This window comes from Chryseobacterium sp. B21-037, assembly GCF_028570785.1.
Classification (GTDB): domain Bacteria; phylum Bacteroidota; class Bacteroidia; order Flavobacteriales; family Weeksellaceae; genus Chryseobacterium; species Chryseobacterium proteolyticum.
In genome coordinates, this window is the sequence record NZ_JALGCB010000001.1 from 2,720,848 (window position 1) to 2,733,339 (window position 12,492).

The following is a 12,492-nucleotide window of genomic DNA, read 5'->3' on the forward strand; positions in this document are numbered from 1 at the left end:
TCATTATACAAAAGTCACGCATTGCGTGACTTTTTTTGTTGTGATACTTTCCTTATTTTTATGCCATGATTTCTTCAAGCGATTTTGACCAGTTAAAATATAAGACCCTTAAATATTTCTGGGGATACGATAGTTTCAGAGATTCTCAGGAAGAAATTATTAATTCTATTATTAACGAAAAAGACACACTGGTTTTACTTCCTACAGGAGCCGGAAAATCCCTATGCTATCAGCTTCCGGCTTTGTTCCGGGAAGGTGTATGCCTCGTAATCTCTCCCTTGCTTGCCCTGATGAAGGATCAGGTAAATCAGCTTAAATTCAGAGGAATTGAAGCGGAATATCTGTCTTCGGAACTTGATGACTATGATGCAGAAGTTATTTTTAACCGATGCAAAGACGGATTAACCAAGCTGCTTTACGTTTCACCGGAAAGATTAACGAACAGACAGTTTATCCAGAATATGGAAGAAATACAGCTTTCGTTTATTGCTGTAGATGAAGCACACTGTATTTCGGAATGGGGACAGGATTTCCGTCCAAGCTATCAGAATATTAAGGAATTCAGAAAAAATAATCCCGACATCCCATGCCTTGCTTTAACTGCTACTGCTACCCCCAAAGTTTTAGAAGAAATAAAGATAAAGCTGGGATTGATCAATCCTGTAGTTTTTCAAAAAAGCTTTAAAAGAGAAAATATACGGATCTTTACTGAAGAAGTGTCCGATAAATACCAACGGATTTATGATATTTTAAGGTACAATAATGACTCAGGAATTATATATGTCCGTACCCGAAAAGAAGCTGAACTGCTAACGGAATTTTTGCACAGGAATCAACTGAGAAATGTAGATTACTTTCACGCAGGATTATCCACAAAAGAAAAAAATGCTAAACAACATTTATGGAACACCCGTAATGATTATGTTCTGATCTCAACTAATGCCTTTGGTATGGGAATCGATAAGGATAATGTCCGGTTTGTAATTCATTACTCCCCTTCTCCATCGCTTGAAAATTACTATCAGGAAATAGGACGGGCAGGAAGAGACGGGCAGGATAGTTTTGCATATTTATTATGGAACCAACAGGAAATTGTAAATTTTGAACAGATATTAAAAAATCAGATTCCTAACAAAGCAGAGTTTCTGAAGATCATCAGTTACCTTTACTCAGTTTTTCAGGTTGCCGAATATGAACTTCCTGAAAAAGTATTTCAATTGAACATGAATGGTATTCAGAATTTTACAAAATTATCTGTTGCCAAGATTAAAAACGTTCTGAACTTTCTTCATAATCAGGAAATCATCTATCACAACGACAATAAAAGTTTATCTTCACTTGAGTTGCTGATACAGGCTGATGAAATAGATCAGCTTCCTAAAAAAGATGCTTACTTTATCGAGCTTATGCTTCGCACTGTATCAGGAATAACAACTCATAAAGTAATGTTCAGTGAACAAAATGTAAGTAACAAAATTGGAATTGCAATTCCTTTAATAAAGGAACGTCTTAAAGAACTCCAGCAAAAAAATTATCTCGAATATGTAGACGGAGCCCTATCCAGTATTAAGTTTTTAAAACCCCGGGATGAAAGAACCATCAATGGCGCCTACTGGAAGCTTTTTGAACATATTCAAAGAAATAAAATCCAAAAATGGGAGGAGATGAAGTTTTATGTAGAAAACAAAGATTATTGCAAAATGAAGCTTATCTTGTCCTATTTTGGAGAGAAAAATTCAAAAACCTGTGGGCAATGTTCTATTTGCGAAAAGAATAAACAAACCATCTTTGGAAAGAATATATCGACTCAGCTGATAACATTATTGGCTAAGAGACCGGCTACTATTGAAGAGCTTTCCATCCAGCTGAGTTATCATTCCAAAGAGAACATCTTGGAAAACCTGATTTTTCTATTGGACTCCGGAAAAGTAAAAATGCTGAATTTCAGGACGTATGCTTTGGCTTAGTTGAAAAATATATTTATGTATTTATGTATTTATGTATTTATGTATTTATGTATTTATGTATTAATGATAAAATTAATATTTCTAATGAGTTTTCAATTAGCAACCTCTAACCTCTAACTTCTAAATTCCCACCATTCAACTTCAACTAAAAACTTATCTTTGCAGTATGAAATCATTAAAAGTCGTTTTTCTAGGTACTCCCGAATTTGCTAAAACTGCTTTAGAAGCTATTCACCAGTCTCATCATGAAGTAGTTGGTGTTGTAACAGTTGCCGATAAAGCGAGTGGACGGGGCCAGAAAATCCATCAATCTCCTGTAAAAATATATGCTGAAGAACATAACCTTGCTGTTTTCCAGCCGGAAAAATTAAGAAATCCTGAATTCTTACAACAAATCAAAGACCTGAATGCTGATGTATTTGTGGTTGTTGCTTTTAGAATGATGCCCAAAGTTCTTTTTGAAATGCCAAGAATAGGGACATTCAATCTTCACGCTTCCCTCCTTCCCGATTACAGAGGTGCGGCCCCTATTAATTATGCTGTAATTAATGGTGAACAAAAGACAGGGGTAACTACTTTCTTTATCAACGAAAAAATAGACGAAGGAAATATCCTTCTTCAGGAAGAATTACAGTTGCTGCCGGATGAGAACGCCGGAAGTCTTCACGACAGATTAATGCAAATAGGATCAAAGCTTGTTGTACGTACTTTGGATGGCCTTGCTGAAAACTCTATTAAGGAAATACCTCAACCACAGGTTGAGCATCCTAAAAATGCCTTTAAAATTTTTAAAGAAGATACTAAAATCAACTGGAATGCTCCGTCTAAAGTCATCCATCAGTTTATTCTAGGAATGTCCCCGTATCCTGCTGCTTTTACGACCCTGAAGATTGGAGAAGAAGATAAAGGATTAAAGATTTTTGGAGGAAAATTTGAGGTTTCCCATCATAATGAAACTCCCGGAACACTGGAGATATCCAAAAATACTTTTAAAATTTATACCCAGGACGGAATCTATGAGCCATTAGAACTCCAACTGGAAGGTAAAAAAAGAATGAATATCAAAGATTTCCTGAATGGTTTTAGAAATTTTGACGAAATAAAAATGGCTTGATTACTCAAGCCATTTTTTATATTGAAATGTCGTAGATATTTCTATAATTTCACCATCTCAGTAACTTCCACATCATATCCTCCTACCTGTGGTTTTACATCAGGATTCTGGGTAAGTACTTTGAATTTATTAATTCCCAGGTTTTTCAGAATCTGTGTTCCGATACCGTAATCCCTGTAATTATAGGCTAATGTCGGATGTTGCTGCTGACCATCCTGATAATCTAGGAACTGCTGTAATTTTTTCAATGTGTTTTCAGAATTGGAAACATTATTAATAAAAATAATAACTCCTTTCCCTTCTTCATTGATCATTTTGGTTACTTTCTCTAATAGCGGAGTTTCCCCATTATTCAGTCTTGTTAAAACATCAAAATAAGAATCAGAAGACTGTACTCTTACCAATACCGGTTCATCTATAGTCCATGCCCCTTTGGTCAGTACAAAATGAATCTGCTCATTAGAGGTTTCCCTGAATGCATAAAAATCGAATTCCCCATAATGGGTTTTCACTTTTCTTTCTTCTATTCTGTCAACTAAATTTCCTTTTTTAAGCTGATAGTGAATAAGATCCTCAATTGATACAATCTTCATATCATGCTTCTGAGCAAATGCGTACAAGTCGGGAAGACGGGACATCGTGCCATCTTCATTCATAATTTCACAGATTACTCCACCTTCTTTTAAACCTGCCAAATGTGTAAGGTCAATAGCCGCTTCAGTATGTCCGGCTCTTTTTAGTACTCCCCCTTTCTTTGCACGAAGCGGAAAGATATGTCCCGGTCTCATAAAGTCAGTAGGTTTGGATTTTTCGTCCATTAAAGCAAGAATGGTTTTAGCTCTGTCACCTGCTGAAATTCCGGTTGACGTACCATTTCCCAAAAGGTCCACGGAAACCGTAAAAGCTGTTTCTTTAGGATCACTGCTTCTGCTCACCATGATGTCAAGACCTAGTTCATCACATCTTTTTTCAGGAAGAGGCATACAGATAAGTCCTCTCCCATGCACTGCCATAAAGTTGATCAGTTCAGGAGTTGTAAGTTCTGCAGCACAAAGAAAATCTCCTTCATTTTCTCTGTTCTCATCATCCACTACTATGATTATTTTACCATTTTTAAGGTCTTCAATAGCCTCAGGAATAGTATTTAATTTAATATCAGACATTTTTACTTTAAATTTTTGCAAAGATACTCATAAAAAAAGGCATCGCCAATTAATATAAATGGTTTGTTATTTTATGATTAAAGAGTCCTTAGCTTTTCTGAAAATCCCGTAAGAATCAAGTCTTTTCTGATGATCATAAATATGAGAATTGATGATAAGCTCGTCTACATTGAATTTTTCCTGGAAGTCTTTTAATTTTTTTTCAATTTCAGATTGATCCCCGATAAAACTGTATCTCAATTTCTGTAGCACAGCCGATTTTTCCATAGGCGACCATATATCATCCATATCCGTCACAGGTGGAGCAAATGGCTTTCTATCATTTCTGATAATATTAAGAAATGCCTGAAATAATGTGGTAGAAAGCTGATGAGCCTCTTCTGAAGTTTCTGCGGCAGTTCCATTCACACAGGCCATAATATAAGGATTGTCAAGCTGTTTGGATGGCTCAAAATGTTCTCTGTAAATACTGAAAGCCATTTCCATCTGTTCAGGGGCAAAATGTCCCGCAAAAGCATACGGAAGACCCAATTCTGCTGCAAGCCACGCACTGTCAGTACTCGAGCCCAGGATATACAATGGAATATCCAGTCCCTCACCAGGAATCGCACGAACTAAAGAGTTGGAATTTTCTTTGGAAAAATATCTTTGCAGTTCCAGAATCTGTCTGGGAAATTGTTCGTTGATAATTGCAGGATTCCTTCCCAGTGCCTGGGCGGTAATGCCATCCGTTCCGGGAGCCCTTCCAAGCCCAAGATCAATTCTGCCTGGGAATAAAGACTCAAGCGTCCCGAATTGTTCGGCGATGACCAGTGAACTGTGATTGGGAAGCATAACCCCTCCCGACCCTACTCTTATTTTTTGGGTTCCATTTGCAATGAAACCAATAAGAACAGAGGTAGCCGAACTGGCTATGCTTGCCATATTATGGTGCTCTGCCAGCCAAAATCTTTTATAATTGATATTTTCAGCATAATTTGCCAGGGACAGACTGTCCTGAAAGGTATCGTGGATGCTTTTTCCCTGCTTTACCGGAGCAAGATCCAAAACAGATATTTCAAAATTTTTCATAGATGATCATTATTTTCTAAAGAAGATCTGAAACCTCCTTTGCCAATTTCGTAATTATAAATTGAGATTTAAAAACATACAAATTTACCACATAAAAACTGCATTAGTTACTTTTTGTAATTGATAAGTCTGATGACCTATTTCAGGCAAAAACTATTAAAAAATCCTTATCCGTACCTCTTATGGATTTTCTAGAAATGAGATCGAAAAATACTTTTCCAAATCCCCTTTTTAAAAGCCTGTAGCATCAAAAAAATCAACAATAAGTAAAATTTATATTGCATCCATATAAATAAATCATATATAAGAGAAATAAAATATTAAATTTGTATATGATCCTATCATATTGGATCATAGTTTAATACCACAAAAAATATTATTATGAAAAAACGATTTGAAAAAACATTCTTAAGCAGAATGTTAACCAAAAGAAATCTATCGATCAGCCTGATTGTTGCCTTGATTCTTACATCATGCAGTAAAAACAATGAAGAAATGATGACGGAAGCACAAACTGATGCTTTCAATTCAGCTAACATTAAACAGGGCAAATTAGGAGGACAGGTTATTACCTACGAGAGAAAGAATGGAATGAATTTTTTCCAGGGAGACATCGTGTTGTCCGATAAACAATTAGCGGAAGATAATTCTGCAAATAAAGGTGGAGCAACTTTGTCAAGGTGGCCGAATGGCAAAATTTATTATACCGTAGCCAGCAATATGGGGTCTATTAATGCAAATAAGATTACTTCTGCAGTCAATGAGTATAATACAAAAACCAATACCCAATGGATTCCCCGTACCAATCAATCCAATTATGTAGAATTTATTTTCGGAAGCTCTTCCGGATATGACGGGTGGGCTCATATCGGATACCAGGGAGGTAAACAAAACATCTCATTGGATCAGAATATTTCTACGGCGTCAGTGATCCATGAAATGGGACATACTGTAGGGCTTTATCATGAGCACTGCCGTAAAGACCGGGATCAATATGTAAGCATCCAATGGGATAATATCCAAAGCGGACAAGCTTACAATTTCAATATTTATAATTCAGGAACAGATATCGGGCCTTTCAATATTAATTCAGTGATGATGTACTGGCCAACCTCGTATTCTAAAAATGGATTACCTACCATTAAAAAAGCGGATAATACCAATTTCACCTACAACAGGACAGGCTTTACGACAGGAGACATCAATACGATCAATGCAATGTATCCTTAATTTTCAATATGCTATAGACAGGAAAAGAATTCTTAGGAATTCTTTTCCTTTTTGTAATTATAGTGGTTGATAAGAATTCTTATTTCATTAAATTCAAAATCATTCGGCAAAGCATTCTTCCATTCCGTCAATGTCTCGTGCGGTTTCTGGTAAAATTCTTTTTCAAAAGCTTTAATCTTATCTGAAGTAATGACTCTGGAGATATCCAGTAAACCCTGTTCTGCAAATTTCGCCAGGTGCCCGATAACGGTTTCTTTTACAAGCCCTCTTTCCAGTGAGATTTCACCAATTGTTTTTCCTTGCTCAAATAGTTGAAAGGTAAGCACCTGAGATGGAACTTTGGCAATTTTCAGGCTGACCTCCTGGTTGTTTTTCTCATCCAGAAGTTTAGTATCCAGCAAATGAATATCTTTCAGGCTATTCAGGTATTCTTCAATATCTTCCAGCCAGTCTTTAAATTCTTCATTATATTGCTTAAGTCCTTTTGCTCCTTTTATTTCAGCATAAAAATCTTTCAAAGGATTAAAAACCTTGTCACGTATCTCGGTAAAAAAGAAATTAACAGCCCCTTTTGCCTTATTTTCAATTTCAGACCATTCCTCTTTCTTATCAAGAAGAAGCTCTATTTTTTGAGTTAATACCCTTTCCAGTTTTCCAAAAATCTTTCCAAGCTGAACGATTTCATGCTTTAGCTGAAGATAGAGCTGGTTGGTTTTTACATGATCAATATTTTTTGTAGCGACAGACAGCTTATTCCATTCTTCAACTTCTTTCAGAAACCATAAACTATCAATTGTACGAAGCACTTTTTTAATACTGTAATCGTATTTTTCTCTGTTTAAAATATCTTCTACATGATCATTAGCAAAAGTGTCGCCCTGGAATTGAAGTATCCTCGTATCTTTAAATATGACTTCAGGAGTAATTTTTGATTTTAAAACAATCCCCTCCAACGTCCTGCATCGTGATAATGCAACATACACCTGCCCTGCCGTAAAACTTTTCCCGGCATCAATAATTACCTTATCAAAGGTTAATCCCTGGCTTTTGTGGATGGTAACTGCCCATGCCAGTTTTATAGGAAATTGCTCAAAGCTTCCTAAAACCTCTTCTTTAATATTTTTATCAGTATCCAGGAAATATTTCTTCTGTTCCCATACTTCTCTTTTGACGACGATTTCTCTTTCACTTCCTTCTAAAGCTACACGAATCTCATTTTCATCCAGTCCCACAATTTCCCCCAGCTTTCCATTAAAATATTTCTTTTCGGGAGAAACATCATTTCTGATAAACATAATCTGAGCTCCTATCTTTAGCTCCAGAAACTGATCATTCGGAAACTGGTTTTCTTTAAATTCCCCAAAGAGTTTCGCTTCATAAGTGCTGGGATCAACTTTTATTTCTGCGAGTTTTTTCTGATTGATCTCATCTGCCATTTTATTGTGAGAACACAGATAGACATATGAATCCTGTCCCGTTTCGAAATCGGGGTCATACCTCTCATTAAGATGTTCAAAATCAATATTGGCGATATCGCCATCCCGGATAGCATTCAGGATTTCCAGAAATTCCTGATCGGACTGACGGTAGACTTTTGTCAATTCAATAGTAATCAAAGGAATTTCCTTGATTGCAAGGCTATCGAAAAAGAACGGAGACTGATAATACATCTTCAGAATATGTTCATCTCTTACCACCGGCGGAAGCTGATACAAGTCTCCAATGAACAGCATCTGAACCCCTCCGAATCTTTGATTGTTTCTTCTGACAAATCTTAGAGAAAAGTCCATCATGTCAAGGACATCAGCTCTGAGCATCGAGACCTCATCGATGATGATAATTTCTATTTCCCTTAAAAGCTTGAGTTTATCCTTACGGTACTTAAAATGAGGCATCAGATCAGCAATATTATTTGCTAAACTTCCATCGATTCTTTCTGTGGTAGGTAAAAATGTTCGTAATGGCAGCCCAAACATGGAATGAATGGTAACTCCACCTGCATTAATGGCAGCAATCCCTGTAGGTGCTATCACAATGTGCTTCTTCTTGGTCCTTTTTACAAAATCATTCAGAAAAGTTGTTTTACCTGTTCCTGCTTTTCCAGTGAGGAAAACACTTCTGTTGGTGTGCTCTATTATGTCAAAAAAATGATTGTTCATCGTCTTCAAAATTACGGAAAATGAATTTGAAATCGCTCTTGTGGCATAACTTTTGAGTTCGTTTTTTAAAGATAAAAACTAATATGGGAAAAGTACCCGCTAAGATTTCTGTGATATCACTATGTATAGCAATGGCTTTGGCTTCTTGTGGCACAAAAAATATGACAGATAATTTACCTAAAGATATTTCAGAAAGACCCGCTGATGAAAACAGCAAGAAATATGATGAGGTTCAATTGGAAAAAGCAAAAGCAGTAGTAGAATCAGAAATTGCCAAGGAAAAATGCAGTAATCCTGATGACTGGAAAATAGCACCGATGGGAGCAAAAGCTTGTGGTGGTCCTAAATTTTACATTGCTTATCCTAAGGTTTCAGAAGAGCAGATTTTACCTTTAATAGAAGGCTACAATAAAAAAGAAGCAGAGTTTAATACCAAATACGGGATTACTTCGGATTGTTCTGTAATTGCGGAACCCAAGGGCATAAAATGCAAGAATGGAAAAGCCGAGCTCATATTTGAAGGACAATAAAACAATATTTTTATATACACGAACAGGAGTTTTTACTAAGGATAAAAAAATGCTCTGTCAGATGACAGAGCATTTTTTTATATCATATTTTTAATCTTATCCCTTATACCATGAGGAATACTTCACATAATTATCGGCAATCCTGTTAACCTCTCCTTCAAGCAACTGGGAGGAAATATCTTTTATTTTCCTGGCCGGTACACCACCCCATACTTCTCCGGATTTAATATGCGTTCCCTGAGTAACAACCGATCCTGCACCAATTATTGAATTTTCTTCCACAAGGCAGTCATCCATCACAATTGCTCCCATTCCGATCAGAACGTTATCCTGAACCGTACATCCGTGCACAATGGCGTTATGCCCTATAGAAACGTTATTTCCTATAACCAGTGGATATTTTTCATATGTACAGTGTAGCATGACGTTATCCTGGACATTTACCTTATCCCCCATTTTTATGTAGTTAACATCTCCCCGTATTACTGCATTATACCATACACTGCATTCTTTTCCCATAGTAACATCTCCAATGATAGTTGCCGTTTCTGCCAGAAAAGTATTTTCCCCTATTTGTGGTGCTTTGCCCAAAAGTTCTTTTATAAGTGCCATATTGTTAATTTGATATTTTGAAAATGAGTAACTTCTGAAATCAGGTGAAGCAATCACTATTTTTAAATTACAGTGATAGCAAAAATCTAACTTCTTCCTTCTCCCTCCTAATTTCTAATTGCGTATTTTTGTATCTCAAATTTAACGAAAAAATGCGTAAGATACTTATAGAGCCAACAGAAAACCCAAAAGTGATGAAATTTGTTGCTGATTACAATTTGATTCCCGGGTCTCTTGAATTGGACAGAAGTTCAGATATTTCAGAAATTCCTATTGCTCAGGAACTTTTCAACTACCCTTTTGTAGAGAGAATTTTCATTACGGCTAATTTTGTGGCTGTTGCAAAACAAGATACTGTAGAGTGGGAGCATGTTGCTGAAAGTCTGAAAAATGTAATTGAAGATGAATTGCTTGCTAACCCAAGGGTTTACCTTCAGAAGAAAAAGGAAATGTATCAGATCTATGCAGAGATGACTCCTAATCCTAATGTGATGAAATTTGTTTCCAGCAAATTATTACTGGATGGTTTTGTAGAGGTTAAATCAAGAACTGAAGCTGATGGAGTTCCTTTAGCTCAGGCTATCTTTAAGGAATTTGATTTTGCTAAAGAAGTATTTATCTCTGATAATTTCGTTGCAGTAACAAGAAACGATTCTGTAGAATGGCATCAGGTTATGATGGCTGTACGCGGGCTTATTGCTGAATATCTTCAGAACGGGGGTGAGATTTCAAACCTTGAACCTCAGAAGCACGAGAATCCGGTAGAAAAAATCATCAACAGGGATTATACGGATGATGAACAGAAAATCTCTGATATATTAAATGAATACGTTGCACCGGCAGTGGAAAATGATGGCGGGAAAATTTCATTAATGGAATATGACGAAGCCAACAAAACAGCGAAAATGCTGTTACAGGGTGCATGTTCAGGATGTCCAAGTTCTACTGCTACCCTAAAAAACGGAATCGAAAATATTTTAAAACAATTCGTTCCTGATTTAGTAGAAAGAGTGGAAGCTGTAAATGGATAATTGATGTCTGGAGGAAAGAAAATCGTAGTAATCATTGGTAGTGCCACAAAGAACTCAAGTAATTGGAAACTTATACAGCAAGCCATTAAAACGAGCAGCATTGATTTCGAGATTTACGACGATCTTTCCATTTTTCCTCATTTTGACACGCAACAAACGGATCATAATACACCTGTAGAAATTTTAAAGATCAGAGAAGATATTAAAGGTTCTGCAGGTGTATTATTTTCTACACCGGAATATATTTTCAGTATTCCAAGCAGATTAAAAAACCTTCTGGAATGGTGTGTATCAACTACGATCTTTTCTGAAAAACCTGTGGCTGTTATTACAGCTTCGGCTCAGGGAGAAAAAGCACATGAAGAACTTTTACTGATTTTAAGAACACTCGGTGCTGCAACGGAGAGTGATCATCAACTCCTTATAAAAGGGATCAAAGGTAAATTTGATGAAAATGGTAACATTGAAAATAATACCTTTGCGATGATATCAAAATTGATGATCAGTTTCGAAAACTCTATTTTTCATAATTAAAATAAAAAAATTGGCTAAAAAAGGAATTTTACTTGTAAATCTTGGTTCTCCCAAATCTACAGCTGTAAACGATGTAAAGGAATATCTTGATGAGTTTTTAATGGACGAAAGGGTTATAGATTATCGCTGGATTTTCAGAGCTCTCCTTGTGCGTGGTATTATACTCAATACAAGACCGGCCAAATCTGCTGAAGCTTACAAAACCGTATGGACAGATGAAGGTTCACCATTGATAGTGATCACTGAGAAGATTCAGAAGAAGTTACAGAAGCTGGTTGACGTTCCTGTGGAAATCGGAATGCGATATGCACAGCCGAGTATCGAAGCCGGAATTCAAAAACTGGTTGATCAGGGAGTTTCCGAAATTGTTCTTTTCCCATTGTATCCCCAATATGCTATGAGTACGACGGAAACGGTGATTGAAAAGGCAGAAGAAGTAAGAAAGAAAACTTTCCCGACTGTAAAAATCAATTATATCCAGCCTTTTTACGATAGAGATATTTATATCAACTGCCTAGCAGAAAGTATCAAGGAAAAACTTCCTGAAAATTTCGATGCCTTGCAGTTTTCATATCATGGAGTTCCGGAAAGACATATCTATAAAACAGACCCTTCCCACACGTGTAAGATCGATGATTCCAACTGCATTAACAGTACAATAGAAGCCCATAATGCCCGTTGCTACAGACATCAGTGCTATAAGACCACTGAAACTGTTATTGCAAAAATGGGATTACCCAAAGAAAAAACCATTGTTTCATTTCAGTCCAGACTGGGAAAGGATAAGTGGATAGAACCTTATACCGATGAAACGTTAGAAACAATCCCTAAAAAAGGAGTCAAAAATCTGGCTATTGTTTGCCCGGCATTCGTTTCAGATTGTCTTGAAACCCTGGAAGAAATTTCAGTAGAAGGCAAAGAACAGTTTTTACATGGCGGTGGAGAAAACTTCCATTATATACCGTGTTTAAATGATGAAGATCGATGGATTGAAGTGGTAAAAACGCTATGTGAAGAAAAACTGAATGAGTTCTATTTCGTATAAAATTCAGATCAATACAATAAAAGAAAGGACATAAGA

Annotated in this window: 11 protein-coding genes; 7 read left to right on the forward strand and 4 right to left on the reverse strand. The window is 36.4% G+C overall.

Annotation, left to right across the window (positions count from 1 at the left end; all coding sequences use genetic code 11):
- The first annotated feature begins 65 nt into the window (after positions 1-65).
- Together MTQ00_RS12085 and fmt are read left to right on the forward strand one after the other, a co-directional pair.
- Positions 66-1,967, forward strand: coding sequence for a RecQ family ATP-dependent DNA helicase (locus tag MTQ00_RS12085; RefSeq protein WP_273649304.1), 1,902 nt, complete (start codon positions 66-68; stop codon positions 1,965-1,967).
- Between the two features lie 166 nt (positions 1,968-2,133).
- The gene (gene fmt, locus MTQ00_RS12090; protein WP_172280296.1) at positions 2,134-3,081 is read left to right on the forward strand and encodes a methionyl-tRNA formyltransferase; all 948 of its coding nucleotides are present in this window, start codon (positions 2,134-2,136) and stop codon (positions 3,079-3,081) included.
- A 41-nt stretch (positions 3,082-3,122) separates the two neighbouring features.
- Here fmt and ribB read toward each other — a convergent pair whose 3' ends face one another.
- On the reverse strand, positions 3,123-4,244 hold the full coding sequence (gene ribB, locus MTQ00_RS12095; RefSeq protein WP_172280297.1) for a 3,4-dihydroxy-2-butanone-4-phosphate synthase: 1,122 nt from the start codon (positions 4,242-4,244) through the stop codon (positions 3,123-3,125).
- 66 nt (positions 4,245-4,310) lie between these two features.
- Positions 4,311-5,315 carry an LLM class flavin-dependent oxidoreductase gene (locus MTQ00_RS12100; RefSeq protein WP_273649307.1) on the reverse strand — a complete coding sequence of 335 codons (1,005 nt, stop codon included), beginning with the start codon at positions 5,313-5,315 and terminating at the stop codon, positions 4,311-4,313.
- Positions 5,316-5,696: 381 nt separating this feature from the next.
- Between MTQ00_RS12100 and MTQ00_RS12105 the strand changes: the two genes are divergently transcribed.
- Positions 5,697-6,545, forward strand: coding sequence for a M12 family metallopeptidase (locus MTQ00_RS12105; RefSeq protein WP_273649309.1), 849 nt, complete (start codon positions 5,697-5,699; stop codon positions 6,543-6,545).
- A 32-nt stretch (positions 6,546-6,577) separates the two neighbouring features.
- Here MTQ00_RS12105 and MTQ00_RS12110 read toward each other — a convergent pair whose 3' ends face one another.
- A complete protein-coding gene (locus MTQ00_RS12110; protein WP_273649311.1) occupies positions 6,578-8,704 on the reverse strand; it encodes a helix-turn-helix domain-containing protein in 2,127 nt (708 codons plus the stop codon).
- A gap of 83 nt (positions 8,705-8,787) precedes the next feature.
- Here MTQ00_RS12110 and MTQ00_RS12115 point away from each other — a divergent pair, with 83 nt between their 5' ends.
- Positions 8,788-9,234 (forward strand): hypothetical protein, encoded by a 447-nt coding sequence (locus MTQ00_RS12115; protein WP_273649312.1) that lies wholly within the window; start codon positions 8,788-8,790, stop codon positions 9,232-9,234.
- A gap of 96 nt (positions 9,235-9,330) precedes the next feature.
- On the opposite strand, the gene MTQ00_RS12120 is transcribed toward MTQ00_RS12115, so the two are convergent.
- A complete protein-coding gene (locus tag MTQ00_RS12120) occupies positions 9,331-9,846 on the reverse strand; it encodes a gamma carbonic anhydrase family protein (protein WP_273649313.1) in 516 nt (171 codons plus the stop codon).
- Between the two features lie 152 nt (positions 9,847-9,998).
- On the opposite strand from MTQ00_RS12120, the gene MTQ00_RS12125 reads away from it, so the two are divergent.
- From MTQ00_RS12125 to hemH, 3 genes are read left to right on the forward strand one after another with little or no spacing between them, the layout of a single operon-like run.
- Positions 9,999-10,877 carry a NifU family protein gene (locus MTQ00_RS12125; RefSeq protein WP_172280310.1) on the forward strand — a complete coding sequence of 293 codons (879 nt, stop codon included), beginning with the start codon at positions 9,999-10,001 and terminating at the stop codon, positions 10,875-10,877.
- A gap of 3 nt (positions 10,878-10,880) precedes the next feature.
- Positions 10,881-11,411, forward strand: a complete 531-nt coding sequence (locus MTQ00_RS12130) for an NADPH-dependent FMN reductase (protein ID WP_273649314.1) — start codon at positions 10,881-10,883, stop codon at positions 11,409-11,411.
- Between the two features lie 10 nt (positions 11,412-11,421).
- The gene (gene hemH, locus MTQ00_RS12135; RefSeq protein ID WP_273649316.1) at positions 11,422-12,456 is read left to right on the forward strand and encodes a ferrochelatase; all 1,035 of its coding nucleotides are present in this window, start codon (positions 11,422-11,424) and stop codon (positions 12,454-12,456) included.
- Positions 12,457-12,492: the final 36 nt, after the last annotated feature.